Consider the following 25,805-nt stretch of genomic DNA (forward strand, 5'->3'; position numbering starts at 1 on the left):
AGCCCCTGCGGTTGCCTTGAAAAGCCGGTCCACCTCGGTGGACCGGCTTTTTGCCGTACCCGGGCGCCCTCCCCGCTAGCGAAAGCGCCAGCCGTGGTCGACCGGCCCGATGCCCGCGCCGAGCGCGAACCCGGCGGCGATGGCGCCGGTGACGTACTCCTTGGCCGCGCGGACCGCCTCCGGGACCGCGAGCCCGCGGGCGAGGCCCGAGGCGATGGCGGAGGCCAGTGTGCAGCCCGTGCCGTGGGTGTGCCGGTTGTCCAGGCGCGGCGCCCGCAGCCAGTGCTCCTCGGTGCCGTCGGTGAGCAGGTCCACGGCCTGGTTCCCGCCCGCCCGCCCTGGGTCCCCGGGCAAGTGGCCGCCCTTGATGAGCGCCCAGCGCGGCCCGAACTCCAAGATCGCGCCGGCCGCGCGCCGCATCCCGTCCTCGTCCTCGACCAGGACGCCGGTGAGCTGGGTCACCTCGTCCAGGTTGGGGGTGGCGACGGTGGCGGCGGGCAGCAGCCGGGTGCGTACGGAGTCGAGGGCCTCGGCGGCGAGCAGCGGGTCGCCGTGCTTGGAGACGCCCACCGGGTCCACGACGACGGGGGCTTCGGTCGCGGCGAGCAGCTCGGCCACCGCCTCCACCAGGGCCGCCGACGACAGCATGCCGGTCTTGACGGCCTGGACACCGATGTCGTCGACGACGGCCCGGTACTGGGCCCGCACCGCCTCCACCGGAAGTTCCCAGGCGCCCTGGACGCCCAGCGAGTTCTGCGCGGTGACGGCGGTGATCACGCTCATGCCGTGCACGCCGAGCGCCAGCATCGTCTTGAGGTCGGCCTGGATGCCGGCGCCGCCGCCGGAGTCGGACCCGGCGACGGTCAGCACGCGGGGGATCACGCGGGATCGTCCCCGAAGTGGTCCCAGCCGCCCTTGGTCGTCCAGGGCGCCCCGTCCACGGTGACGGTGGGCAGCGCGGAGGGGTTGAGGACCTCGCCGATGACCCTCCAGCGGGCGGGCAGCTTCACGTCCGGCGGGAAGGTCGCCACGATCGCGTGGTCCTCGCCGCCGGTGAGCACCCACTGCAACGGGTCGACGCCGACGGCCTGGCCGATGTCGCTCATCTGCGTCGGGATGTCGATGAGGCCGGAGCGCAGGTCGATGCGGACCTTGCTGGCCTCGGCGATGTGCCCGAGGTCGGCGACCAGTCCGTCGCTGACGTCGGTCATGGCGGTGGCGCCGAGCCCGGCCGCGGCGGGGCCCGCGTGGTAGGGGGGTTCGGGGCGGCGGTGCGCCTCGACGAAGGCGCGCGGTGAGCGGAAGCCGCGCGAGAGCACCGCGTAGCCCGCCGCCGACCAGCCGAGCCAGCCCGTCACGGCGACGACGTCGCCGGGCTGGGCGCCGGCCCGGGTCACCGGTTCGTGGTTGCGCAGGTCGCCGAGTGCGGTGATGGCGACGGTGATGGTGTCCCCGCGCACGACGTCGCCGCCGACCACGGCCGCCCCCGCGACCTGGCACTCGTCGCGGATGCCGTCCATCAGCTCGGTGGGCCAGGTGGCCGGAAGCTCGGCCGGCACCACCAGGCCGAGCAGCACGGCGGTCGGCACCGCGCCCATGGCGGCGATGTCGGCCAAGTTCTGTGCGGCGGCCTTGCGCCCCACGTCGTACGCCGTCGACCAGTCGCGGCGGAAGTGCCGCCCCTCCAGGAGGATGTCCGTGCTGGCGACCACCCTGCGGTCGGGTGCGGTCACGACCGCGGCGTCGTCGCCCGGCCCCAGCCGGACCGCGGGGGTGGAGGTGAGCCGGGAGGTCAGCTCCCTGATGAGCCCGAACTCCCCCAACTCGCCCACAGTGCCTTTCACCGTGTTCCACCTCTCATCTTCGTACCTCTTCTGCCCCCGTGCGCTTGCGGTCGCGAGCCGTCACGGGCGTGGGTACCGTCAACACATACGTCAACTTCGTGGCCGCCCTCGCCGCGCGGCTCGAGCGGCCGGTCGCGCGGGTCTCCCCGTCGCGCGGGGCGACGCGGTACCGTGGCGTCTCTTTCTCTCCCCCACATGATCCTCGTGGCCGCTCTGGAGGTTCCGTGGTACAGGCGTACATCCTCATTCAGACCGAGGTGGGCAAGGCGTCGACAGTCGCCGAGGCCATCGCAGAGCTCGCGGGAGTCATCCAGGCCGAAGACGTGACCGGGCCCTACGACGTGATCGTGCGGGCCCAGGCCGAGACGGTCGACGAACTCGGTCGCATGGTGGTCGCCAAGGTCCAGCAGGTGGACGGCATCACAAGAACCCTGACCTGCCCGGTCGTCCATCTGTAGCCCCCGCTTACCCTGGGCCGGTGACTTTCTCTCGCCGCCGGCCGCTGCTCGTCCTGCCCGCGGTCGCCGTCCTGGCGGCCGCGGGCTGTTCTTCGTCCGACGCCACCGCGACGGTGGCGGTTCCCTCGCCCCCCGCCAAGGAGGCGGCCGCCTGCGCAGCCCTGGACCGACTCCTGCCCGACACCGTGGCCGGGCAGAAGCGACACGACCCCACACCGAACTCACCGCTGACGGCCCGGTGGGGGGACGGGGACGCGGAGATCGTACTGCGCTGCGGGATCCCGCGGGGCGAGGAGATGAGTGACCCCACGACCAACGGCGTTCAGGTCGAGGGCGTCTGGTGGGTCGTGTTCCCGCGCCCCGAGGGCCCCCGGTTCGTCACCGCGCTGCGGGAGCCCTACGTGGAACTGCTGACGGGGACGCGGTACGCGCACGACGCGTCCGTGCTCCAGGCGTTCGGCGCCCCCGTCGTGAAGACGACCAAGAGCCTCTAACGCAAGCCCGTGGGCCGCCGCAGTGCCGCCTGGATGAGCTTGTCGACGAGGTCCGCGTACTCGACGCCGCTCTCCTGCCACATCCGCGGGTACATGGAGATCGGCGTGAACCCCGGCATCGTGTTGATCTCGTTGATGACGAACTCGCCGTCGTCCTGGAGGAAGAAGTCCGCGCGGACCAGGCCCTCGCAGGAGGTCGCCTCGAAGGCCGCGACGGCCAGGCGTTGCACCTCGGCGGTGGCCTCGTCGCCGATCGGCGCGGGCACGATGCCGGCCGCCGAGTCGATGTACTTGGCCTCGAAGTCGTAGAACTCGTGGGCGGTCACCGGCGGGATCTCGGCGGGCACGCTCGCCCGCGGCCCGTCCTCGAACTCCAGCACCCCGCACTCGATCTCGCGGCCGCGCAGCAGCGACTCGACGAGGAACTTGGGGTCGTGGCGGCGGGCCTCGGCGATGGCCTCGTCCAGGCCCTCGAAGGAGTCCACCTTGGTGATGCCGAACGAGGAGCCGGCCCGGGACGGCTTGATGAACAGCGGCCAGCCGTGCTCACCCGCGAAGTCGGCGATGCGCTGGCGGGCGCTCTTCTCGTCCTGCTCCCACTCGCGCGGACGCACCACGAGGTAGGGCCCGACGGGCAGCCCGAAGGAGGTGAAGACGCGCTTCATGTACTCCTTGTCCTGGCCGACGGCGGAGGCGAGGACGCCCGCGCCGACGTACGGGATGCCGGAGAGTTCCAGGAGGCCCTGAAGGGTGCCGTCCTCGCCGTAGGGGCCGTGCAGGACGGGGAAGACGACGTCGACCTCGCCGAGCGCCTTGGGCACCGAACCGGGCTCGCTGTAGACGACTTCACGGCTGCCCGGGTCCACCGGCAGGACCACGCCGCCTTCGGGGGACTCGGCGAGCTCGTCGACGGTGGGCGTGCGCCGGTCGGTGATCGCCATGCGCTCCGGGTCGTCGGCGGTGAGCGCCCAGCGGCCGTCCGTCGTGATGCCGATGGGCAACACGTCGTACTTCGTGCGGTCGATGGCGCGCAGCACCGCGCCCGCGGTCACGACCGAGATGCCGTGTTCCGAACTGCGACCGCCGAACACGACGGCCACCCGCGGCTTGCGGAGCTGCTTCTCAGGGCTCTGGGGGAGGTTCTCGCTGCTCATATCGCGTTGAGAGTACCCGTTCGAGGCGCCCGATCCACGGCCGCGGGCCCGGCGCGGTCAGCGGCGCTCGGCCTTGGCGCTGCGCGACATGAGCTCCTTGAGCGCGACGACCGGCGGCTTGCCCTCGTGGACGATGCCGACGACGGTCTCCGTGATGGGCATGTCGACGCCGTGCCTCCGGGCCAGATCCAGCACGGATTCACAGGACTTGACGCCCTCGGCGGTCTGCTTGGTGACCGCGATGGTCTCCTGGAGCGTCATGCCCTTGCCGAGGTTGGTGCCGAAGGTGTGGTTGCGCGACAGGGGCGACGAGCAGGTGGCGACGAGGTCGCCGAGGCCCGCGAGTCCGGAGAACGTCAGGGGGTCGGCGCCCATCGCGAGGCCGAGCCGGGTGGTTTCGGCGAGGCCGCGGGTGATGAGCGAGCCCTTGGCGTTGTCGCCGAGCCCCATGCCGTCGGCGATGCCGACGGCGAGCCCGATGACGTTCTTGACGGCGCCGCCCAGTTCGCAGCCGACGACGTCGGTGTTGGTGTACGGGCGGAAGTACGGGGTGTGGCAGGCGGCCTGGAGGCGCCGGGCGACGGTTTCGTCGCGGCAGGCGACGACGGCCGCGGCGGGCATCCGCTGGGCGATCTCCTTGGCCAGGTTGGGGCCGGTGACCACGGCGACCCGGTCATCGGGGACCTTGGCGACCTCGGCCACGACCTCGCTCATCCGCTTGGCCGTGCCGAGTTCGACGCCCTTCATCAGGGAGACCAGCACGGTGTCGGGGGCCAGCAGGGGCGCCCACGCGGCGAGGTTGTCGCGCAGCGTCTGGGAGGGGACGGCGAGGACCGTGAAGTCGGCGCCGGCCGCGGCCTCGGCGGGGTCGGTGGTGGCCCGTACGGAGGCGGGGAGTTCGATGCCGGGCAGGTAGTCCGGGTTGGTGCGGGTGGAGTTGACCGCTTCGACGAGGTCGGGGCGGCGGGCCCACAGGGTGACGTCGCACCCCGCGTCGGCGAGGACCATGGCGAACGCCGTGCCCCACGAACCGGTCCCGAACACCGCTGCCTTGGTGGTGCCTTGTGTCACTTGGTGCCCTCCCCGGCGGCCTCGCGGCGCTGGCGTGCGCGGACTTCGCGCAGATCGTACGGTTTCTCCGGTGCCTTCTCGCCCCGCAACTCCTCGAGGAGGGAGGTGATCGCGGCCATGATGACCTCGGTGACCTCCTTGAGCACCTCGGGCGTCGGCTCCTTGTCGTAGAACCGGTCGAGGTCGACCGGCGGACCGGCCTTCACCTGGAGCGTCTTGCGCGGGAAGAAGCGGACCTTCTTCTCCTTGGCGTACGGCGGCATGGCCAAGTTGGCGCCCCACTGGGCGACCGGGATGACGGGCGCCCGGGTCAGCAGGGCGGCCCGCGCGACGCCGGTCTTCGCGGTCATCGGCCACTGGTCGGGGTCGCGGGTGAGGGTGCCCTCGGGGTAGAAGGCGACGCATTCACCGCGTCCGACGGCGTCCACGGCGGCCCGGAAGGCGCCGACGGCGTTGGTGGACTCGCGATAGACGGGAATCTGGCCCGTGCCGCGCAGCAGGGTCCCGACGACGGGGGCCTTGAAAAGCGCGGCCTTCGCCAGGAATCGGGGCACTCGTCCGCTGTTGTATTGGAAATGCCCGTACGAGAACATGTCCAGATACGAGTTGTGATTGATGGCGGTGATGAATCCGCCGTCGGCCGGAATGTTCTCCATTCCCCGCCAGTCCCGCTTGAACAGAACGACCAGCGGTGGCTTTGAGATGACCGCCGCAAGGCGGTACCAGAAGCCGATTCTGCGGCGGGACACTCGGACACCTTCCTCTTGGACCCCGGCCGGGCCGCTGGGGGACCCGTGGGAACTGACCCTGCGTGGCAGCTGGGGGCAAGTGTCGCCCCGGGCCCCTGGTCTGTCGAGAACACCGTACGCCCCGGTCCGCGCACCGGCCCTCCGGGCGGGTGACAATGAAGCCCGCCGCCGTCCGGCCCACCCGGAGCGGCGCCCGGACGGAGGGAACGCCACGAACACCGCCACAGCTGCCCGCTGGTCCCTCGTCGTCCCGCTGAAGCCCTTGGCGCTGGCCAAGAGCAGGCTGGGAGCGGCCGTCGGCGACGAGCTCCGTCCCCGCCTGGCGCTGGCGTTCGCGCTCGACACGGTGGCGGCGGCGCTGCGCTGTCCCGCGGTGCGCGATGTGGCGGTCGTCACGGACGACCCGTCGGCGGCCGCCGAACTGGCCGTGCTCGGCGCGCGCGTCGTGCCCGACTCCCCCGCCGCCGGCCTCAACGCGGCGCTGGCGCACGGCGCCTGGCGGGTGCGCTCCCGGCGCCCCGCGGCCCCGGTCGCCGCCCTCAACGCGGATCTGCCGGCGCTGCGCCCCGCCGAGCTGCGCCGGGTGCTGGCCGCCGCGGAACGCTTTCCGCGTGCTTTTCTCGCGGATGCCGCGGGAATCGGCACGACTTTCCTTTCGGCCCTGCCGGGCCAGGATTTGCGTCCGGTTTTCGGCGGCCCTTCACGGGCCGCCCACACGGCTTCGGGGGCGGCTGAGATCCTGCTCGCCGATGTGGATTCGGTCCGCGCGGACGTCGACACGGGCGCCGATCTCCACACGGCCCTCTCCCTGGGCGTGGGCCCGGCGACCGCGGCGCTGCGGGATGCCCTGGACCCCGTACGGGGGCATTAGGCTGGCGGGTATGCAGGCGACCGCGTACACATACGACTCCGAGACCCGCAGCGGCAGTGTGCTGCTCGACGACGGCACCCCGGTGGAGTTCGGGGCCCCGGCCTTCGACGCGGGCGGTCTGCGGCTGTTGCGGGCCGGGCAGCGGGTGCGCATCGAGACCGAGGGCTCGGGAGACGGGCTGCGCATCACCCTGGTGACGCTCCAGACGTTCTGAGGCCGCCGCGCGCGGCGACTTGGCCGGTGAAACGGCCGCGGGCCGGGTCTCCCCGAGGGGAGCCCGGCCCGGCGCTTGAGCCTTGCCGCTGAGGACTACTTCTTGCGAGCGGTCGTCTTCTTGGCGGTGGTCTTGCGCGCCGTGGTCTTCTTCGCGGGCGCCTTCTTCGCGACGGCCTTCTTGGCCGGCGCGGTCTTCTTCGCGGTGGCCTTCTTGGCGGTCGTGGCCTTCTTGGCCGGGGTCGCCTTCTTGGCCGCGGGCGTCGCCTTCTTGGCGGAGGCCTTCTTCGCGGTGGTCTTCTTGGCCGCCGTGGTCTTCGCGGCGGTCGACTTCACCGCCGCGGTCTTCTTCGCGGTGGCCTTCTTGGCGGTCGTGGCCTTCTTGGCCGCGGCCTTCTTGACGGTCGTGCGGGTGGAAGTACCGCCCGTGAGGCTGCCCTTGGGGGCCTTCTTCACGGCCACGTCGTTCTTCGGGAGCTTCTTCGAGCCCGCGACGAGGTCCTTGAAGCCCTGGCCCGCGCGGAAGCGCGGAACGGAGGTCTTCTTGACCCGGACGCGCTCACCCGTCTGCGGGTTGCGGGCGTAACGGGCCGGGCGGTCGACCTTCTCGAACGAGCCGAAACCGGTGACCGAGACGCGGTCGCCGGCGACGACCGCACGGACGATCGCGTCCAGCACCGCGTCCACCGCGTCCGCGGCCTGCTGACGGCCGCCGACCTTGTCGGCAATCGCTTCTACGAGCTGCGCCTTGTTCACGTCTTCCCCTTCGGAGACATTGCCTGAGCGAAAGCGTCCAGGCCTTTTCGCACGTTAGGCAGATATATACCGCAAATCAAACACGAAACGGGCTAATCACCCTAGTGCCGCAACAAGTCGGCTCTCGCCTAGTTCCTTACGGCTCAGTCGCCTTCGGGGAATCGGCCCTCGTCGAGGTCCTTCATCAACCGGTCCAGACGCGTTGCCGCATCGGCGAGATCGTGTTTGGCAGCTCCTGTTATGACCAGCAGCTTCCGGGACAGCGCCATCCGTACGCCCTCCGGGACTTGCAGTTCGCGCACCCTTGTGTGCGCTTCTTTCAGTTGGTCCGCCACCACCCCGTAGAGCTCGAGTTGGCTGTCGCGTTCCATGCGTCGATTGTGCCATCTGAGGCGAGTTGTCACCTCCGGCGGGGGCAACTGAGCGAATCCAGCGACTCCTGGACGTGCGTACGCCCCCTCGATCGCGCAAGCGACTATCCGGCCATCTGCCCTGCGTGCAAGGCTAGTTGACGTCACCCCCGGAGCCCAAAACGCGACGCGCCCCCCGCCCGGAAATCGATCCGGAAATCAGGGGGCGCGATGCAGCCGAAGGGGGGTCAATAGGCGGTTCAGGCCTGGATCGTGCTCGGCTTGAACGCGGGTCGGCGGGCCTCGTAAGCGGCGATGGCGGGCTCGTTCTGGAGCGTGATCGAGATGTCGTCCAGACCGTTCAGGAGCCGCCAGCGGGCGTTCTCGTCGAGTTCGAAGTCGGCCGTCACGCCTTCCGCGCGAACCTGGCGATCGTGCAGGTCAACGGTGATTTCGGCGCTCGGGTCACGCTCGATGAGCTCCCACAGCGCGTCCACGACTTTCTGGTCGAGAACGACGGTGAGCAGCCCGTTCTTCAACGAGTTGCCCCGGAAGATGTCGGCGAAACGGGGCGAGATCACGGTCTTGAAGCCGTAGTTCTGGAGCGCCCACACCGCGTGCTCGCGGGAGGATCCGGTACCGAAGTCGGGTCCGGCCACCAAAACGGTGGCGCCCTTGCGCTCGGGCTTGTTCAGGATGAACTCGGAGTCCTTGCGCCAGGCCTCGAAGAGCCCGTCCTCGAAGCCGTCGCGGGTGACCTTCTTCAGCCAGTGGGCCGGGATGATCTGGTCGGTGTCGACGTTGGAGCGGCGCAGCGGGACGGCCCGGCCGGTGTGCGTGGTGAAAGCTTCCATGGTTCTCAGGCCTCCACGGGGGTGCGTGCGTCGGACAGGTCGGCGGGCGAGCCCAGATGGCCGAGGACCGCGGTCGCGGCGGCGACCTGGGGCGAAACCAGGTGGGTTCGGCCGCCCTTGCCCTGCCTGCCCTCGAAGTTGCGGTTGGAGGTGGACGCGGAGCGCTCGCCGGGGGCCAGCTGGTCCGGGTTCATGCCGAGGCACATCGAGCAGCCCGCGTGCCGCCATTCGGCTCCGGCGGCCGTGAACACCTTGTCCAGGCCCTCGTCCATGGCCTGGAGCGCGACGCGGACGGAGCCCGGGACGACCAGCATCCGTACGCCGTCGGCGACTTTGCGGCCCTCGATGACCGCGGCCGCGTTGCGCAGGTCCTCGATGCGGCCGTTGGTGCACGAACCTACGAAGACGGTGTCGACGTTGATGTCGCGCAGCCGCTGTCCGGCGGTCAACCCCATGTATTCCAGGGCCTTTTCGGCGGCCACGCGCTCCGAAGCGTCCTCGTACGAAGCCGGGTCGGGGACGTTGGCCGACAGGGGCGCGCCCTGGCCGGGGTTGGTGCCCCAGGTGACGAACGGCGCGAGTTCGTCGGCCTTGATGACGACCTCGGCGTCGAAGACCGCGTCGTCGTCCGTCTTGAGGGTCTTCCAGTACGCGACCGCCGCGTCCCAGTCCTCGCCCTGGGGGGCGTGCACGCGCCCGCGCAGGTAGTCGAAGGTGGTGGCGTCGGGGGCGATCATGCCCGCGCGGGCGCCGGCCTCGATCGACATGTTGCAGATGGTCATGCGGGCTTCCATCGACAGCTTCTCGATGGCCGAGCCGCGGTACTCCAGGACGTAGCCCTGGCCGCCGCCGGTGCCGATCCTCGCGATGATGGCGAGGATCAGGTCCTTGGCGGTGACGCCCTCGGGCAGTTCCCCGTCGACGGTGATGGCCATCGTCTTGAAGGGGGCCAGCGGCAGCGTCTGGGTGGCGAGCACGTGCTCGACCTGGCTGGTGCCGATGCCGAACGCCAGCGCGCCGAAGGCGCCGTGCGTCGAGGTGTGCGAGTCGCCGCAGACCACGGTGGTGCCGGGCTGGGTCAGTCCCAGCTGCGGTCCCACCACGTGGACGACGCCCTGCTCGACATCGCCGAGCGGGTGCAGGCGCACCCCGAACTCGGCACAGTTCTTGCGCAGCGTCTCCAGCTGGACCCGGGAGACCGGGTCCGCGATCGGCTTGTCGATGTCGATGGTGGGGGTGTTGTGGTCCTCGGTGGCGATGGTGAGGTCCAGGCGCCGCACCTGGCGACCGTTCTTGCGCAGACCGTCGAAGGCCTGCGGGCTGGTCACCTCGTGCAACAGGTGCAGGTCGATGAAGAGCAGGTCCGGCTCGCCCTCGGCTCGCCTGACGACATGGTCGTCCCAGACCTTCTCCGCGAGTGTCCTACCCATCGCCTTCCCTCCGGCCGGCGTCGTCGCCGGCACTTCTAGAGATCGATTGCCCGTGCCCGTACCGCACGCCCCGGGCGGGGCCGCGCTCCGTTGTACGGATCGCCAGTACAGCTTGACGACTTCCGGAGAAAATTGAACTTGCGTTTCACAGAGTGAGACGTGAATATCGTTGCATGGACAACTCTAGCGGCGTAGGCGTTCTGGACAAGGCTGCCCTTGTCCTGGGCGCTCTGGAGTCCGGTCCGGCCACCCTCGCAGGTCTGGTCGCGGCCACTGGGCTCGCACGACCCACGGCACACCGCCTGGCCGTGGCACTGGAACACCACCGGATGGTGGCGCGGGACATGCAGGGCCGTTTCATCCTCGGCCCGCGTCTCGCCGAGCTCGCGGCGGCGGCCGGCGAGGACCGCCTGCTGGCCACGGCCGGCCCGGTCCTGACGCATCTGCGGGACGTCACGGGCGAGAGCGCTCAGCTCTATCGCCGCCAGGGCGACATGCGGATCTGCGTGGCGGCCGCCGAGCGCCTCTCGGGGCTGCGCGACACCGTGCCGGTCGGCTCCACGCTGACCATGAAGGCCGGTTCCTCCGCGCAGATCCTGATGGCCTGGGAGGAGCCGGAGCGTCTGCACCGCGGCCTTCAGGGCGCCCGCTTCACGGCGACAGCCCTGTCCGGCGTACGCCGCAGGGGCTGGGCCCAGTCGATCGGCGAGCGCGAGCCGGGCGTGGCCTCGGTGTCGGCGCCGGTGCGCGGCCCTTCGAACCGGGTGGTGGCCGCCGTCTCGGTCTCCGGTCCCATCGAGCGCCTGACCCGCCACCCGGGCCGGATGCACGCCCAGGCGGTCATCGACGCCGCCTCCCGTCTGTCCGAGGCCCTGCGCCGCAACGGCTGACGTCCCTGCTGCCACTGTCCGGCCCACCGCTTCAACGCCGCAGCGGTGGGCCGGAGGTGTGTTCGGGGTCACTCAACGGGCGCCGGACGCGCGGGAGTTGGGAGGGCCGGCCTGAACGCCACGGCGGGGCCGAGGAGTTGGGGCGGGGCGAGAGCCGCGTGCAGCAGGGTGGTGGGCACACGAAAAGGCCCTCCGCGCAAAGGCGGAGGGCCAATTCTCTGTGCGTACCCCCGACCGGATTCGAACCGGCGCTACCGCCTTGAGAGGGCGGCGTGCTAGGCCGCTACACAACGGGGGCCTGCCTGCTTGTTCGGAGCTTCTGAAGAAGATCCAGGATCATGAGATGACCCGCTGGGCTACCAGGACTCGAACCTAGAATGACGGTACCAGAAACCGTAGTGTTGCCAATTACACCATAGCCCATGGTGGTTTAGACCAGTACCCCCGACCGGATTCGAACCGGCGCTACCGCCTTGAGAGGGCGGCGTGCTAGGCCGCTACACAACGGGGGCCCTAGCGATCCTGCATCGAGTTCACCGGGTGCGACCCTGGTGATCCCGCGGGAAGGATCTGTACCCCCGACCGGATTCGAACCGGCGCTACCGCCTTGAGAGGGCGGCGTGCTAGGCCGCTACACAACGGGGGCCTTGCAGATAAAGCTCTGCGAGCTGGGCTACCAGGACTCGAACCTAGACTAACGGAACCAGAAACCGTCGTGCTGCCAATTACACCATAGCCCACCAAAACGCAACTCCCATCAGGAGTTTTGTTCGGCTTGCGCTGTCGGTTCGGGGTTTTTTCCCGTTCCCCTTGGCGCAGGAAGAACATTACCCGAAGGTGTCCGGCGCTCCAAAACGGGTATCGCGCCGCAGCAGGCCGGGGAGCTGGTCGAGTCCCGTGATGCGGACCAGCTCGGGTCGCCCGCCCGCCCCCGAGCGGTCGAGCCACACTCCCTTGAGCCCCGCATCGTCCGCCCCGCGTGCGTCGATGTCCGGCTGGTCGCCCACGTAGACGACGTCCTCGGGCGGCAGTCCGAGCGCCTCGCAGCCGGCGTGGAAGGCGGCCGCCTCCGGCTTGGCGATGCCGAGTTCGGCCGCGCAGAGCAGCGCCTCGAACCGGTCACGTACGCCGAGGGTGCGCAGCTTGCGCTCCTGGTTGCGGAGCGAGGAGTTGGACAGGACGGCGTGCCGGTAGTCCTCGGCGAGTACGTCGAGAACGGGCAGGGCGTCGGGGAAGAGGCTCCAGGCGGCCTCGTAGTGGGCGACGTGGCGCTCGTACCAGGCGTCGGCGCTCTCGTCGCTCATGTCGTCGTCGACGAAGGCCCGTACCCGGTCCCGGCGCTGGCCCTCCCAGTCGGTCTCCCCCGCCGCGAAGCGCGCCCAGTGGTAGGCGGTGACCTCGTGCCAGTGGTCCAGGGCGCTCTCGACGGACGCGTAGGCGCGGGGCAGCCCTTCGATGCCGAGGTGGGTGCGCATCCCGGAGCGCGAGGCCGCGGAGTAGTCGAAGATCGTGTCGTCGATGTCCCACAGGACGGCGCGGATGGCCATGGTTCGAGCTTAGGTCCCGCTCTCGCGGCGCGGGGGCGTTCCGGCATATGCGGCCGGGACGGGCGGCGTCAGGGCGCGAGCGGGGCGAGGGCCTCGGCGGGGACGACGAAGAAGTCGGTGACGAAGCAGGTGATCGCGCCGGTCGCGTCGCGGCCTATCCAGGTGGGGTAGGTGCCGTCGCCCCAGCCCGAGGTGAAGGCGATCAGGTTGTGGCCGGTCGCGGGGTCGGTGATGGTGTGCGGCCCCGGCGCGGGCGAGACGTCGGGCGCGGTGGCGAAGGCGTCCCACAGCGGGCCCTCGTCGCCCTCGCAGTCGGGGAACGAGCCGTCGGAGCCCGCGTCGTAGAAGCAGCCGGTGCCGGCGTCGACCCCGTATCCGAAGAACTCGTCGTCGCCGAGCTCGCCGAGGTCCTGGCCCGGCTGGAGCGCGAGCTCCCACGCCACGGTGGGGGCGTCCTTGATCACCAGCCGCGCGGCGGCGACCCGCAGGTGCGGGGTGTCCTGCTCGGGCTCCTCCTCGCGCACCAGGGTGGCCACGGCCGCGTCCACCCGGTAGTGCCCCGGGTCCACCCGCGCGGTGAACGGCTCGGCCTCACCGGCGCCGAGCGCGACGAACGGATCGCAGGCGATGACCCGCCCGGTGTGCAGCCACAGCTCCCCGCCGGCCACGACGCCGAGGGTGCCGGTGGTGCCGGACTCCTCGGTGAAGGTGTTGCCCTCGGTGAAGTGCCAGGAGAAGTCGGGGGCGGGCATGGGCATGGGAGTCTCCTGGAAAGGGCGCGGTGGTGGTTGACGGGCACTACCCGAAGAACATAACGCGGGCCGCTGACAACGGCGTCGGGGGCGGCGGCGACGGGGCTCGCCTTCGTCGCCGAACAACTCCCTTGTGGCGGCGGGGTGTTGCGTACGTGGGGAGTGGACGGCCCGGTATTCCGTGGCGAGTTGGGCGCCGCCCCAACGGCCGGGGGCATACCGAAGGGGCGGTGGCTCCCCGGCCACCGCCCCTCGCTCGCTCGTCCGCGTGGCGCTTACGCCGCCAGCCTCGCCAGCGCCGCGTCGATGCGGGCCAGCGTCTTGTCCTTGCCCAGGATCTCCAGGGACTCGAAGAGCGGCAGGCCCACCGTGCGGCCGGTCACGGCCACGCGGACCGGGGCCTGGGCCTTGCCCAGCTTCAGGCCGTGCTCCTCGCCCGCCGCCAGGACCGCGTTCTTCAGGGACTCCGGCGACGTCCAGTCCGCCGACTCCAGCTTCGTGCGCGCCGTGCGCAGCAGCGCGTCCGAGCCCTCCTTCATGGCCTTCGTCCAGGACGCCTCGTCCTCGACGGGGCTCTCCAGGAAGAGGAAGTCCACGTTGGCGGTGATGTCCGAGAGGACCGTCACCCGGGTCTGGGCGTGCGGGGCGATCGCCTGCCAGGCCTTCTCGTCGAAGTCCTCGGGGGCCCAGTTGGCGTGCGGGGCGCGCAGCCACGGCTCGCAGGCCGCGGCGAACGCCTTCTCGTCCAGCATGCGGATGTGGTCCGCGTTGATGGACTCGGCCTTCTTCAGGTCGAAGCGGGCCGGGTTGGCGTTGACGTCCGCGATGTCGAACTTGGCGACCATGTCCTCGATGGCGAAGACGTCCTGGTCCGCCGAGAACGACCAGCCCAGCAGCGAGAGGTAGTTGAGGAGCCCCTCGGGCAGGAAGCCGCGCTCGCGGTAGACGTTGAGGGAGGCCTGCGGGTCGCGCTTGGAGAGCTTCTTGTTGCCCTCGCCCATGACGTACGGCAGGTGTCCGAACTGCGGGATCGCCTTGGCGATGCCGAGGTCGATCAGCGCCTTGTACAGGGCGATCTGGCGGGGCGTGGAGGAGAGCAGGTCCTCGCCGCGCAGGACGTGGGTGATCTCCATCAGGGCGTCGTCGACCGGGTTGACCAGCGTGTACAGCGGGGCGCCGTTCGCGCGGACGATGCCGTAGTCGGTGACGTTCTCCGCCTGGACGGTGATCTCGCCGCGGACCAGGTCGGTGAAGGTGGTCGCCTCGTCGGGCATCCGGAAGCGGACGACGTGGCTGCGGCCCTCGACCTCGTACGCCTGCTTCTGCTCGGCGCTCAGCTCACGGCAGTGGCCGTCGTAGCCGGACGGCTTGCCGGCGGCGCGGGCCGCCTCGCGGCGGGCGTCCAGCTCCTCGGTGGTGCAGTAGCAGGGGTAGGCGTATCCGCCGGCGAGCAGCTTCTCGGCCACGTCGCGGTAGATGTCCATGCGCTGCGACTGGCGGTAGGGCGCGTGCGGGCCGCCGATCTCCGGGCCCTCGTCCCAGGTGAAGCCGAGCCAGCGCATCGAGTCGAGCAGCTGGTTGTACGACTCCTCGGAGTCGCGGGCCGCGTCGGTGTCCTCGATGCGGAAGACGAACGTGCCGCCGTGGTGCCGGGCGAACGCCCAGTTGAACAGGGCGGTCCGGACCAGGCCCACATGAGGGTTGCCGGTCGGGGAGGGACAGAAACGGACGCGTGGGGGTCCCCCCTGCTCGAGCGGAGTCGAGAGCTTGGGGGAGGACGCGTCCAGGGGGTTAGCCACGCTTGATCACCTTGTTGGTGAGAGTGCCGATGCCTTCGATGGTGACGGCGACCTCGTCGCCGACGTTGAGGGGGCCGACCCCGGCCGGGGTGCCGGTGAGGATGACGTCGCCCGGGAGCAGCGTCATGGCCTCGGTGATGTGGACGACCAGCTCCTCGATGGAGCGGATCATGTCGGCGGTGCGGCCGAGCTGGCGCTGCTCGCCGTTGACGGTCGCCTGGATGGCGAGGTCCGAGGGGTCGAGCTCGGTCTCCACCCAGGGGCCCAGCGGGCAGGAGGTGTCGAAGCCCTTGGCGCGGGCCCACTGCTTCTCGCGCTTCTGGACGTCACGGGCGGTCACGTCGTTGGCGCAGGTGTAGCCGAAGATGACGTCCTTGACGCGCTCGCGCGGGACCTCACGGCACATGCGGCCGATCACGACGGCGAGTTCGGCCTCGTGGTGCAGCTCGTCGGAGAAGGAGGGGTACTCGATGGCGTCGCCGGAGCCGATCACCGAGGTGGTCGGCTTGAAGAAGGCGACGGGCGGCTCGGGGCGGCCCTGGTCGTCGACGATGGCGTTGCCGAGTTCCTTCGCGTGCTCCGCGTAGTTGCGGCCGATGGCCACGACCTTGTTGGGGAGCACGGGCGGCAGGAGGCGGACCTTGCTCAGCGGCACCTTGGTGCCGGAGAGTTCGAAGTCCGCGTACGGGATGCCCTTGATGATGTCGAGTACGAGACCGTCGGGGCCGTCGCCCTCGACGGCTCCGAAGGCGACATTGCCGTCGATGGAGAACCTGGCGATGCGCACGAGTGCTGTCGCCCCTCACTTCGCTTAGCTGGTACTGGCCGGAGTCTGACGCTCCAGGCTAACGCGGGTGGGGGCGCCGGTCGTGCGCCTTCTTGGTGGCGCCCCGGGGCCCGCGACGGCTCACCGGGCGGCGGGCCCGAAGGCGGGCGCGCGGCGGGGTCAGACGGTGGCGGCGTCGACCGGGGCCGGCGCGGGGGCCTTCATCAGGATGGTGCGGCGCGGGTTGGCCGTCTGGGCGGGGAGTTCGACGGTGTGCTCCGGCTGGGCCGCCCGCTGCAACTCCTCGGCGTCCGCGAGGTGCGCCAGGGTGGTGCGGCGCGGGTTGGCTATGTTGCGGATGATCATCGTCGTCTTCATCTCTGCTACGAACCCTGTCGTTACGGGCACCGCTGAGGCGCCGGTTGTCGGTCTGGCCATCCCTGTAAAGCGTCAGGCTAAACATTCGAATTCCCGGCAAAGGGTCGTAGAGACGACGATCAACATGTGAGTTTGCTCACGAATGAAGCCACAAAAGGGATATAAGGGTCTGTCAACTGACCGCCCCGGAACGGACATTCCCGTACCGAACCCCTTATTCCTCTCCTGATCATCTCGACTGGGACACCCCCCGCCCGTAAGTGACTCGTAAGCATAAGTCCGTTTTCTCCGTGATCACTTTCTACGTCTTGTGACGCGATACTCACAATGTGTCACTCAGGTCACGGCCCGGTACGCGGGCCTTGTTGGAGATCCGGCACTGTGCTGGAATTCCACGCACCGCCGCGGGTCACTGACCGGTGCGCAGGGGCGCAACGCAGCGCCGGGTGAGCGGCGGGAGGGGGAGCAGGACAAGCGCCGGTCACTCAGACCACCCAGGGGGCGCGCAGTGCCCCCATGACGCCGACACCGTCCCATCCGCCTAGAGCGGGGGGACGCCTGGTCCAGAGGTTGCGACGCTAGTGCAGGGACGTTTCAAGAGGGATGGCAGCGCTGCGGCGGAGCAGGAGCCGCAGGGCGGGACTGGCCCCAAGACGGCCAGTTCCTCGCCCCAGCACGCCCAGAACCCCCGGGGCACCGAGAACCCCTCCTCCGCTCCGGCCGGTGAGGCGAGCGGCCCGACGGCGCGCACCGGCGGGTCCACGGGCCCGTCCGGCGGCGACGCTTCCGGCGACCGCAAACCCATCGGGCCCGCCGACACGGGCTCCCGAATAGCACTGCGCAACTGGCGCATCTCGACCCGACTCGTCGCGCTGCTCGCGCTCCCCGTGGTCGCCGCGACCACCCTGGGCGGACTGCGCATCAACCAGTCGATGAACGACATGCAGCAGCTGGACCACATGCAGCTGCTCACCGACATGACCAAGCAGGCGACCGAGCTCGCCGCCGCGCTCCAGACCGAGCGCGACGACTCGGCGGGCCCGCTCTCCACCCAGACCTCCGACGCCCGCGTCCAGACCGACCGTTCCGCCACCGACCTGGTGCGCAAGACGTTCATCAACGCGACCCAGGACGTCAGCGGCACGGAGAACGACGACGCCCTGGAGTCGATCCGGCGCAACGTCACCAACATCGCGATCCAGCTCCAGGACCTGGAGAGCATCCGCAAGACCGCGTACAAGGAAGGCTCCACCAACTCCCAGACGGTCGAGTCCTACAGCCGTCTCATCCGCGGTCTGCTCAGCCTCTCCCAGGACATGGCCCAGGCCACCTCCAACCCGGAGATGATCAAGCGGACCCGTGCGCTCGCGGCCTTCTCCTCGGCCAAGGAGTACGCCTCGGTCCAGCGCGCGATCATCGCCGCCGCGCTGCCCGCCACCAAGGACAAGACGGGCAACCTCCTGGAGCCCGACCGCCTCTACGCCAAGGCGGCGCAGGACGGCGAGCGCCAGTCGCTCGCCTCGTTCCAGAACGTGTACGAGGCCAACGGCGGCAACGCCACCGAGCTGATGGCCCCGCTCGACAAGGGCAACTCGGAGATCACGGCCGCCAACGCGTACTCGCAGCGCGTCCTGAAGAACACCGGCGGCATCAACCAGGAGCAGCACCGCTCGTACCTCGACTGGTACGACCAGGACTCCAACAAGATCAACCAGATGAAGACCATCGAGCAGACCCTGCTCGGTGAGATGGAGCAGAAGGCGCGCGAGCTGCGCGACTCCTCGCAGCGCGACGCGATCCTCAACGGTGTGCTGATCCTCGTCGTGCTCGGCGTCTCGCTGGTCGGCGCGTTCGTCGTGGCCCGCTCCATGATCCGCTCGCTGCGCCGCCTCCAGGACACCGCGACGCGGGTCGCCCAGGATCGGCTGCCCGAGCTCGTCAAGCAGCTCTCGGAGTCGGACCCGCAGGACGTCGACACCTCCGTGGAGTCGGTCGGGGTGCACTCCCGGGACGAGATCGGCCAGGTGGCCGCGGCCTTCGACGACGTGCACCGCGAGGCCGTACGCCTCGCCGCCGAGCAGGCCCTCCTGCGGGGCAACGTCAACGCGATGTTCACCAACCTCTCGCGCCGCTCCCAGGGTCTGATTCAGCGTCAGCTCTCGCTCATCTCCGAGCTGGAGTCCCGCGAGGCCGACCCGGACCAGCTCTCCTCGCTCTTCAAGCTCGACCACCTCGCGACCCGTATGCGCCGTAACGGCGAAAACCTCCTCGTCCTCGCCGGTGAGGAACCGGGCCGACGCTGGACCCGCCCGGTCCCGCTTGTCGACGTGCTCCGCGCCGCCGCCTCCGAGGTGGAGCAGTACGAGCGCATCGAACTGGCCGCCGTGCCCGCGACCGAGGTCGCGGGACGCGTGGTCAACGACCTCGTGCACCTGCTCGCAGAGCTCCTTGAGAACGCCACCTCGTTCTCCTCGCCGCAGACCAAGGTCCGCGTCACCGGTCACGCGCTGCCCGACGGCCGCGTCCTGGTCGAGATCCACGACACCGGCATCGGCCTCTCCCCCGAGGACCTCGCCGCGATCAACGAGCGGCTCGCGTCGCCGCCCACCGTGGACGTCTCGGTCTCGCGCCGCATGGGTCTGTTCGTGGTCGGCCGCCTGTCCCTGCGACACGGCATCCGCATCCAGCTGCGCCCCTCGGACTCCGGTGGCACCACGGCGCTCGTCATGCTGCCCGTCGATGTCGCCCAGGGCGGCAAGAAGGTGCCCGGCAAGCCGGGTGCCGGCCAGCCGCAGGCCCCGGCGGGCCAGGGTGGCCGTCCCGGTCTCGCGGGCGGTCCGCCCTCGCGTGCCGGGCTCGCCGCGGGCCCGCTCGGCGGTGGCCCCGGCAACCCCGGCGGCCGGCTCGGCGCGGGCGCCCCGCGCGGCCAGGTCGCCGGCGGCCAGGGTCCGCGCGCCGCGCTGCCGCCCCGGGGCACCGGCCCCCAGCAGGGTCAGCCCCCGCAGCAGGGTCAGCAGAACGCGTTCGGCAGCGCCCCGGCGGCCCCCCGTCGCGGCGACCGTCCGATCACCCCGCCGCCCGGCGCCCCGCGCGCCGAGCTGCCCGGCGGCAACCCGCTGACGCAGCAGCCGGCCCGGCCGCAGGCCGCGAGCTGGGGCGCCGACCCCTCGGCGCTGGACGCGCCGCGCGGTCACGAGGAGCCCGAGCAGCACACCGGCCAGTACCCGCGCCCCGCGCTCGGCGAGCGCCAGGGCCCGGGCGCCACCGCCGAGTTCGAGCGCCCGGACTTCGACGGCCCCCCGCCGGGTTCCCAGCAGGACCAGACCTCGGGCACCGGCCAGTTCGTACGCCCCGACGTGTTCGGCACGCCGGCCGCGCAGGACCCCGCGGCGACCGGCCAGTTCGAGGGCCCGGGCAGCTACAACGGGTACGGCGACCAGTCCGCCACCACCGGCCAGTACGGGCGTCCCGACCAGGACCCGTCCGCCACCGGCCAGTACGGGCGCCACGGCTCCGACGACCGGCAGAACCCGGCGGCGACCTCCGAGTTCGCCCGCCCGGACTTCAACGCGCCGCAGCCCCCCGCGCCGCAGCCGGTGCAGCCGCAGCAGTACCAGCAGCAGGCGCCCCAGCAGGGCCGGCCGCAGGGCCAGGACTTCGGTCAGGGTGCCCCGCGCCGGCGTCCGGAGGGCAACGACTTCGGCGCCCCGCGCCAGCCGGCCGCGAGCCTGCCCGCCCAGCCGCAGCACGAGTCGCTGCCGCCGGCCGGTGCCGGTGACGGCCGCACCCCGCTGTACGACACGCTGGAGACCAACTGGTTCCAGCAGCAGGGTCAGCAGGGCGGCCAGCAGCAGCCCGCCCAGACGCCCCCGGCGCCGCGCAGGTCCGCACCCGACGGCGGCCGGGGCAGCGCCCCGCAGCAGCCGGCTCCCGAGCGCCTGCCGGTCCGTGAGGGCGGCGGCGCCCAGGGCACGGCCGCCTCCAACGGCGCCGGAAACTGGCGCAGTTCGCCCAACGACGATCTGGTCCGCCAGGCCGAGCGGGCCCGCAAGCCCGCCGCCGGTGGCGTGACCACGTCCGGTCTTCCCAAGCGGGTCCCGCGCGCCAACCTGGTGCCGGGCACCGCACAGCAGCAGAACCACCAGGCAGGACCCCAGGTCTCCCGGGCGCCCGACGACGTGCGCGGCCGGCTGACCAATCTCCGCCGGGGCATCCAGCAGGGCCGGCAGGCCAACAACGGCTCGACCGGCAGCTTCCACGTGGACCCCACTCACCAGCAGGAGCGTTAGTTGAGTCCGATGAGCCAGGCGGCACAGAACCTGAACTGGTTGATCACCAACTTTGTGGACAACACCCCAGGGGTGTCCCACACAGTGGTGGTCTCCGCCGACGGCCTGCTCCTCGCCATGTCCGAAGGCTTCCCGCGCGACCGCGCCGACCAGCTGGCCGCCGTGGCGTCCGGTCTGACCTCGCTGACCGCCGGGGCCTCCCGGATCTTCGAGGGTGGCAGCGTCGCCCAGACCGTGGTGGAGATGGAGCGAGGCTTCCTCTTCCTGATGTCCGTGTCCGACGGTTCCTCCCTGGCCGTACTCGCGCACCCGGAGTGCGACATCGGCCTGGTGGGCTACGAGATGGCTCTCCTGGTCGACCGCGCCGGCAGCGTCCTCACGCCGGACCTGCGCGCCGAGCTCCAGGGCAGCCTGCTCCACTGATCGCAAACCCCCCGGCCGAGCCGCTCGCGAGGCCGGGGGTCGGGAGCCGTCGGCGCCGCCCCCTCCGGCGCGGACCGCTCCCGCACGATGCAGATATCCGTCCCGGCCGCACCACTCCCCCCCACCGGCCCTGCCCGACGGCTTGCAGATGCCTTGCTGTCCCCGCCCGGAGGAACCAATGACCCCGCCACCCGCCTCACACGACTCGTACGGCGCGCTGCACGACGCGGCGTACGACGGTGAAGGCGACCAGCCGCTGGTCCGTCCGTACGCCATGACCGGTGGCCGGACCAGGCCGCGCTACCAGCTCGCCATCGAGGCGCTGGTCAGCACCACAGCAGACCCGGCGCACCTTGCCACGCTTCTTCCCGAGCACCAGCGGATCTGCCACCTCTGCCGTGAGGTCAAGTCGGTGGCGGAGGTCTCCGCGCTGCTCCAGATGCCGCTCGGTGTCGCCCGGATCCTCGTAGCCGACCTGGCCGAGGCCGGCATGGTGGCCATCCACCAGCCGGGCAATGGAGAGACCGGCGGCACGCCGGACGTAACGCTGCTCGAGAGGGTGCTCAGTGGACTTCGCAAGCTCTAGCGGCGGTGCCGCCCGTTCCACCACGTCGGCGAAGATCGTGGTGGCGGGCGGCTTCGGCGTGGGCAAGACCACGTTCGTCGGCGCGGTCTCGGAGATCAACCCCCTGCGCACCGAAGCCGTGATGACGTCCGCGAGCGCGGGCATCGACGACCTGACCCACACCGGGGACAAGACGACCACCACGGTCGCCATGGACTTCGGCCGCATCACCCTCGACCAGGACCTCATCCTCTACCTGTTCGGCACCCCCGGACAGGACCGCTTCTGGTTCATGTGGGACGACCTCGTCCGCGGCGCCATCGGCGCCGTCGTCCTCGTCGACACCCGCCGCCTCGCCGACTGCTTCCCCGCCGTCGACTACTTCGAAAACTCAGGACTCCCCTTCGTCATCGCCCTCAACGGCTTCGACGGACACCAGCCCTACACACCCGACGAAGTACGCGAAGCACTCCAGATCGGGCCCGACACCCCCATCATCGTCACCGACGCACGCCACCGCGCCGACGCCAAAAGCGCCCTCATCACCCTCGTCGAACACGCCCTCATGGCCCGCCTCAAGTAGGCGGTGCCCTACGGCAGTTGTCGTAGGAGAAACGGGGGCGGACTGTGTCCTTTGACACGATCCGCCCCTGCGTTCATAACGTTTCGACAGAGAATTATCGTGTCACCGCAACCCGCCGCGTTCATCCGGTGCCACTGCGCTCACATCGGCCCCGTCATTTGGCGGGGCTCGCTCTTTATGCCCGTTTTATCTGAGGTCTTGGCCACTCGGAACCGCAGATTCCAGACGTTTGGATGGGGGCCGTCCCACGTGCTGGAATTCGGCGAACTCCCGAGTAGTACGGCCCCGAGAAGTACGGCTCTGAAACACACAGCGGCACGCCCCACGGGTGCCGGCTCCGAGAGGTTGTTGGTCGAGTGAAGCGAAGCAGGACGAGCTCCGCGACGCAGCAGGCGCGGGGCAACTTCACCCCGCCCGAGCGCACGGTGGTGCCACCACCGGCGCGCCAGACCTCTGCCCAGGACTCCGCCGCCAAGGACGCCCCGGGCAGCAGCAGCCGTTTCTCGCCGCGCAACTGGCGAGTGGCCACCCGGCTGAACGCGATCCTGCTCATCCCCGTCCTCGTCGGCCTCGTCATGGGCGGCTTCGAGGTGAACGGGTCCATAGCCACCTGGCGCGACGCCCGTAACGCCGAGAAGGTCGCGAACATCGTGCGCGCCGCCTCCGACTACGGCCAGGCGCTCCTCAACGAGCGTGACCTCACCGCCGAGCCCCTCTTGCAGAACAAGCGGGACAGCGACGTGGTCAGCAAGGCGTACGCCACCTCGGACGCGGCCCGCGCCAAGTTCGACGAGGCCGTCCAGGGCATGCCGGACACCCCGAGCCTCAAGCGCCGTCTGGCCAAGGTCCGCGAGGCCGAGAAGACCCTCGAGGACCTGCGCAAGACCGCGTACGCCAAGGGCGTCGAGGCCAAGAACCCGGTCCTCACCGAAGAGGGCTACACGGCGATCCCGCACTACCTGAGCACGTTCTCCAACGAGCTCGGCCTGGGCACCGGCAACATCACCAGCTACGGCCGCATGGTGTACGCGGTCGACCTCGCCAAGTCCGCGGAGTCGCTCCAGCGTTCCATCGGCCTGCACCTGTTGCTGCGGCCCAGCGACGACGCCAAGACCTTCCAGATGCAGGTCAAGGCGTTCAACTCGTACAACTACCTGGAGTTCATCGCCCTCGGCGAGTTCGACGCCGGTGGTACGGACGCCGACAGCCAGCACCTCAAGGACGTCATGACGACCCGGGCGGCCAAGGTCGCCCAGGAGTTCCCCGGGGCCAAGCAGCAGGCCGACAACGGCCCGCACATCGGCGCCGCCCCGGCCGCCGACGGTTCGATCTACAACGGGATGGCCGCCGCGATCGGCGAGGGCCGGACCGTCAAGCAGCTCAAGGCCGAGGGCATCACCCCCGAGGCCTGGATGGCCGCGTCCACCTCCAAGTTCGACGGCTACAGCGAGATCGAGGACGACCTCGTCGGCAAGGCCGTGACCGAGGCCGGCCAGATCGCCGACGACGCCAAGTCCACCGCGTACATCAACGGCGCGATCGTCGTGGTCTCGCTGCTCGCCGCCTTCATCCTGGCCGGCATGGTGGCCCGCCAGATGAGCCGCTCGATGCGCCGGCTGCGCAACGCCGCCTTCGACGTGGCCGAGCAGCGCCTGCCGATGCTCGTCGACCAGCTCTCGCGCACCGAACCGGGCCGGGTCGACACCCGGGTCGAGGCGATCCCGATCGACTCCACGGACGAGATCGGCGAGGTCGCCCGCGCCTTCGACCAGGTGCACCGCGAGGCCGTCCGGCTCGCCGCCGAGCAGGCCCTGCTGCGGGGCAACGTCAACGCGATCTTCACCAACCTCTCGCGTCGCAACCAGTCCCTGATCGAGGGCCAGTTGACCCTCATCACCGACCTGGAGAACAACGAGGCCGACCCGGACCAGCTGGAGAGCCTGTTCAAGCTGGACCACCTGGCGACCCGTATGCGCCGCAACGGCGAGAACCTCCTGGTCCTCGCGGGCGAGGAGCCGGGCCGCCGCTGGGACCAGCCGGTCCCGCTGGTCGACGTGTTGCGCGCGGCCTCCTCCGAGGTGGAGTCCTACGAGCGCATCGAGCTGTCCGGCGTGCCGGAGGCCGAGATCCACGGCCGGGCCGTGACCGACCTCGTGCACCTGCTCGCCGAGCTCCTGGAGAACGCCACCACGTTCTCCTCGCCGCAGACCAAGGTCCGCGTCACCGCGACCCGTCTTCCCGACGGCCGTGTGATGGTCGAGATCCACGACAAGGGCATCGGCCTGACCGCCGAGGACTTCGCGGACATCAACCACCGCCTGGCCAACCCGCCGACCGTGGACGCCGCCGTCTCGCAGCGCATGGGCCTGTTCGTGGTCGGCCGCCTCGCCGACCGGCACGGCATCCGCGTCCAGCTCCGTCCCTCGGGCGAGCAGGCCGGCACCACGTCCCTGGTCATGCTCCCGGACCCGATCACCCATGGTGGCGGTGGCGAGAGCGCCTCGATGGGCGACGACTTCACGGTCTCCTCGATCATCCCCGAGCAGCACCAGCAGCAGCCGTACGAGGCGGCCCCGGCCCCGATGCGCACCGCGGCCGAGCTCGGCTTCGACGACTCGCGGTACGAGACCGGCGAGCAGGCCGATCCGCACGAACTCGACCCGGTGAACCGGTCGTTGATGCGTGAGGAGCGCCGCGCGGCCCTGGAGGCCCAGGCACAGGGCGGCGAACGCCCCCTGTTCCGCGACGAGGTCGAGCCGCAGCAGCACCAGGCGTACGACGGCTCGTACGACAACCAGCAGCAGTACCTCGGGCAGGACCAGTCCTACGAGGGCTCCTACGAGCCCCAGCGGACCGACGGCTACGACGGCTCGTACCAGAACCAGCCGTACGCCCCCGAGCACACCGGTGGCTACGCCCAGGACTCCTACGCGCCCCAGGACGGTTACCGCGAGTCGGCCTATCCGGAAGGCTCCTACGCGGAGCCCACGGCCGACCAGGGACCCTTTGAGGCCCCGTACTCTCCCCAGGCGCCGCAGGACGACTGGCCGCGCGACAACACCTACCAGGAGCCCTACGCGGCCCCCTTCCAGCCGGAAGCGGAATCCGCCGAGGAGCCCCGGGGCGTTCCCGGGGGCGCCGCGGACCGCGTAGGCTTCGACCGTCCGGGCGCCACCCCGGCCCCCGCACACGAGTTGACCGACGCCGGTCTGCCGCGGCGCGGCGGCCCCCAGGGCTGGACGGCCGAGTCCGAGCAGGAGCAGGAGCGGCCCGAGACGTCGGACGGACCGGCAGGCGACTGGCGCTCGACCAACGACGAGCGCTGGACGCGGGCCGAGAAGCTCCGTGAGCCCAAGGCCGGCGGGGTCACTCCCTCCGGTCTCCCCCGGCGGGTGCCCAAGGCCAATCTGGTCGAGGGCGCGGCCGAGCAGACCCCGCAGGGCGGCCCCCAGGTCTCCCGCGCTCCGGAGGACGTCCGCGGCAGGTTGAGCAACCTGCGCCGCGGTGTCCAGCAGGGCCGTAACGCGGGGTCGGAGACAAGTAACACCTACAACCAGGAGCGTTAGTGT

General features: G+C 70.7%; 24 protein-coding genes and 5 tRNA genes. 10 read left to right on the plus strand and 19 right to left on the minus strand.

Annotated elements, in window-relative coordinates; translation table 11 throughout:
- Nucleotides 1-75: 75 nt before the first annotated feature.
- The gene (gene thiD / locus DWB77_RS11505) at nt 76-882 is read right to left on the minus strand and encodes a bifunctional hydroxymethylpyrimidine kinase/phosphomethylpyrimidine kinase (protein ID WP_120721178.1); all 807 of its coding nucleotides are present in this window, start codon (nt 880-882) and stop codon (nt 76-78) included.
- On the minus strand, nt 879-1,844 hold the full coding sequence (locus DWB77_RS11510) for a thiamine-phosphate kinase (protein WP_120721179.1): 966 nt from the start codon (nt 1,842-1,844) through the stop codon (nt 879-881). Before DWB77_RS11510 ends, thiD begins: the two co-directional genes overlap by 4 nt.
- A 224-nt stretch (nt 1,845-2,068) precedes the next feature.
- Between DWB77_RS11510 and DWB77_RS11515 the strand changes: the two genes are divergently transcribed.
- Together DWB77_RS11515 and DWB77_RS11520 are read left to right on the plus strand one after the other, a co-directional pair.
- Entirely contained in the window at nt 2,069-2,302 is a 234-nt protein-coding gene (locus DWB77_RS11515) for an Lrp/AsnC family transcriptional regulator (RefSeq protein ID WP_120721180.1), read from the plus strand.
- 20 nt (nt 2,303-2,322) lie between these two features.
- A complete protein-coding gene (locus DWB77_RS11520; protein ID WP_120721181.1) occupies nt 2,323-2,796 on the plus strand; it encodes a DUF3515 family protein in 474 nt (157 codons plus the stop codon).
- Here DWB77_RS11520 and DWB77_RS11525 read toward each other — a convergent pair.
- The 3 genes from DWB77_RS11525 to DWB77_RS11535 are packed head-to-tail and all read right to left on the minus strand — an operon-like array spanning nt 2,793 to nt 5,770.
- Nucleotides 2,793-3,950: a D-alanine--D-alanine ligase family protein gene (locus tag DWB77_RS11525; RefSeq protein ID WP_120721182.1), complete on the minus strand. Its 1,158-nt coding sequence runs from the start codon at nt 3,948-3,950 to the stop codon at nt 2,793-2,795. The two genes, DWB77_RS11520 and DWB77_RS11525, sit on opposite strands and share 4 nt — an antisense overlap.
- A gap of 57 nt (nt 3,951-4,007) precedes the next feature.
- The gene (locus DWB77_RS11530) at nt 4,008-5,021 is read right to left on the minus strand and encodes an NAD(P)H-dependent glycerol-3-phosphate dehydrogenase (RefSeq protein ID WP_120721183.1); all 1,014 of its coding nucleotides are present in this window, start codon (nt 5,019-5,021) and stop codon (nt 4,008-4,010) included.
- On the minus strand, nt 5,018-5,770 hold the full coding sequence (locus DWB77_RS11535) for a lysophospholipid acyltransferase family protein (protein WP_120721184.1): 753 nt from the start codon (nt 5,768-5,770) through the stop codon (nt 5,018-5,020). The genes DWB77_RS11530 and DWB77_RS11535 overlap by 4 nt, the downstream gene beginning before the upstream one ends.
- Nucleotides 5,771-6,032: 262 nt before the next feature.
- Here DWB77_RS11535 and cofC point away from each other — a divergent pair, with 262 nt between their 5' ends.
- Both cofC and DWB77_RS11545 read left to right on the plus strand, forming a co-directional pair.
- A complete protein-coding gene (gene cofC / locus DWB77_RS11540) occupies nt 6,033-6,641 on the plus strand; it encodes a 2-phospho-L-lactate guanylyltransferase (protein WP_428985117.1) in 609 nt (202 codons plus the stop codon).
- 10 nt (nt 6,642-6,651) lie between these two features.
- Complete coding sequence (locus DWB77_RS11545) at nt 6,652-6,855, plus strand: hypothetical protein (RefSeq protein WP_120721185.1); 204 nt, start codon at nt 6,652-6,654, stop codon at nt 6,853-6,855.
- Between the two features lie 95 nt (nt 6,856-6,950).
- On the opposite strand, the gene DWB77_RS11550 is transcribed toward DWB77_RS11545, so the two are convergent.
- The 4 genes from DWB77_RS11550 to leuC form a co-directional block, all read right to left on the minus strand.
- Nucleotides 6,951-7,610 carry an HU family DNA-binding protein gene (locus DWB77_RS11550; protein WP_120721186.1) on the minus strand — a complete coding sequence of 220 codons (660 nt, stop codon included), beginning with the start codon at nt 7,608-7,610 and terminating at the stop codon, nt 6,951-6,953.
- A 143-nt stretch (nt 7,611-7,753) separates the two neighbouring features.
- On the minus strand, nt 7,754-7,981 hold the full coding sequence (locus DWB77_RS11555; RefSeq protein WP_120721187.1) for a hypothetical protein: 228 nt from the start codon (nt 7,979-7,981) through the stop codon (nt 7,754-7,756).
- A 239-nt stretch (nt 7,982-8,220) separates the two neighbouring features.
- Nucleotides 8,221-8,814, minus strand: coding sequence for a 3-isopropylmalate dehydratase small subunit (gene leuD, locus DWB77_RS11560; protein ID WP_120721188.1), 594 nt, complete (start codon nt 8,812-8,814; stop codon nt 8,221-8,223).
- Nucleotides 8,815-8,819: 5 nt separating this feature from the next.
- A complete protein-coding gene (leuC, locus tag DWB77_RS11565) occupies nt 8,820-10,244 on the minus strand; it encodes a 3-isopropylmalate dehydratase large subunit (protein ID WP_120721189.1) in 1,425 nt (474 codons plus the stop codon).
- A gap of 173 nt (nt 10,245-10,417) precedes the next feature.
- Between leuC and ndgR the strand changes: the two genes are divergently transcribed.
- Nucleotides 10,418-11,134, plus strand: coding sequence for an IclR family transcriptional regulator NdgR (ndgR, locus tag DWB77_RS11570; protein ID WP_120721190.1), 717 nt, complete (start codon nt 10,418-10,420; stop codon nt 11,132-11,134).
- 225 nt (nt 11,135-11,359) lie between these two features.
- Here ndgR and DWB77_RS11575 read toward each other — a convergent pair.
- The 10 genes from DWB77_RS11575 to DWB77_RS11620 all read right to left on the minus strand — a co-directional run bounded on the left by DWB77_RS11575 (nt 11,360) and on the right by DWB77_RS11620 (nt 16,376).
- Nucleotides 11,360-11,432 (minus strand) — tRNA-Glu (locus tag DWB77_RS11575).
- 53 nt (nt 11,433-11,485) lie between these two features.
- Nucleotides 11,486-11,557, minus strand: a tRNA-Gln gene (locus DWB77_RS11580).
- Between the two features lie 16 nt (nt 11,558-11,573).
- Nucleotides 11,574-11,646, minus strand: a tRNA-Glu gene (locus DWB77_RS11585).
- A gap of 61 nt (nt 11,647-11,707) precedes the next feature.
- Nucleotides 11,708-11,780 (minus strand) — tRNA-Glu (locus tag DWB77_RS11590).
- 22 nt (nt 11,781-11,802) lie between these two features.
- Nucleotides 11,803-11,874, minus strand: a tRNA-Gln gene (locus DWB77_RS11595).
- 87 nt (nt 11,875-11,961) lie between these two features.
- A complete protein-coding gene (locus DWB77_RS11600; RefSeq protein WP_120721191.1) occupies nt 11,962-12,681 on the minus strand; it encodes an HAD family hydrolase in 720 nt (239 codons plus the stop codon).
- A 68-nt stretch (nt 12,682-12,749) separates the two neighbouring features.
- Nucleotides 12,750-13,439 (minus strand): DUF4241 domain-containing protein, encoded by a 690-nt coding sequence (locus tag DWB77_RS11605; RefSeq protein WP_120721192.1) that lies wholly within the window; start codon nt 13,437-13,439, stop codon nt 12,750-12,752.
- A gap of 269 nt (nt 13,440-13,708) precedes the next feature.
- On the minus strand, nt 13,709-15,220 hold the full coding sequence (gene gltX, locus DWB77_RS11610) for a glutamate--tRNA ligase (RefSeq protein WP_246033845.1): 1,512 nt from the start codon (nt 15,218-15,220) through the stop codon (nt 13,709-13,711).
- Between the two features lie 4 nt (nt 15,221-15,224).
- On the minus strand, nt 15,225-16,019 hold the full coding sequence (locus DWB77_RS11615; RefSeq protein WP_120721194.1) for a fumarylacetoacetate hydrolase family protein: 795 nt from the start codon (nt 16,017-16,019) through the stop codon (nt 15,225-15,227).
- A 159-nt stretch (nt 16,020-16,178) separates the two neighbouring features.
- Nucleotides 16,179-16,376, minus strand: a complete 198-nt coding sequence (locus tag DWB77_RS11620) for a hypothetical protein (protein WP_120721195.1) — start codon at nt 16,374-16,376, stop codon at nt 16,179-16,181.
- A 581-nt stretch (nt 16,377-16,957) separates the two neighbouring features.
- Between DWB77_RS11620 and DWB77_RS11625 the strand changes: the two genes are divergently transcribed.
- From DWB77_RS11625 to DWB77_RS11645, 5 genes are all read left to right on the plus strand, one after another.
- A complete protein-coding gene (locus DWB77_RS11625; protein WP_120721196.1) occupies nt 16,958-20,665 on the plus strand; it encodes a sensor histidine kinase in 3,708 nt (1,235 codons plus the stop codon).
- Between the two features lie 9 nt (nt 20,666-20,674).
- Entirely contained in the window at nt 20,675-21,088 is a 414-nt protein-coding gene (locus tag DWB77_RS11630) for a roadblock/LC7 domain-containing protein (protein ID WP_100577622.1), read from the plus strand.
- 178 nt (nt 21,089-21,266) lie between these two features.
- The gene (locus DWB77_RS11635; RefSeq protein WP_053727885.1) at nt 21,267-21,674 is read left to right on the plus strand and encodes a DUF742 domain-containing protein; all 408 of its coding nucleotides are present in this window, start codon (nt 21,267-21,269) and stop codon (nt 21,672-21,674) included.
- The gene (locus DWB77_RS11640) at nt 21,655-22,236 is read left to right on the plus strand and encodes a GTP-binding protein (RefSeq protein ID WP_100577621.1); all 582 of its coding nucleotides are present in this window, start codon (nt 21,655-21,657) and stop codon (nt 22,234-22,236) included. The genes DWB77_RS11635 and DWB77_RS11640 overlap by 20 nt, the downstream gene beginning before the upstream one ends.
- Nucleotides 22,237-22,592: 356 nt before the next feature.
- Nucleotides 22,593-25,802 carry a sensor histidine kinase gene (locus DWB77_RS11645; protein WP_120721197.1) on the plus strand — a complete coding sequence of 1,070 codons (3,210 nt, stop codon included), beginning with the start codon at nt 22,593-22,595 and terminating at the stop codon, nt 25,800-25,802.
- Nucleotides 25,803-25,805 lie beyond the last annotated feature (3 nt).

Origin of the sequence: Streptomyces hundungensis, from assembly GCF_003627815.1 — a bacterium.
Taxonomy (GTDB): domain Bacteria; phylum Actinomycetota; class Actinomycetes; order Streptomycetales; family Streptomycetaceae; genus Streptomyces; species Streptomyces hundungensis_A.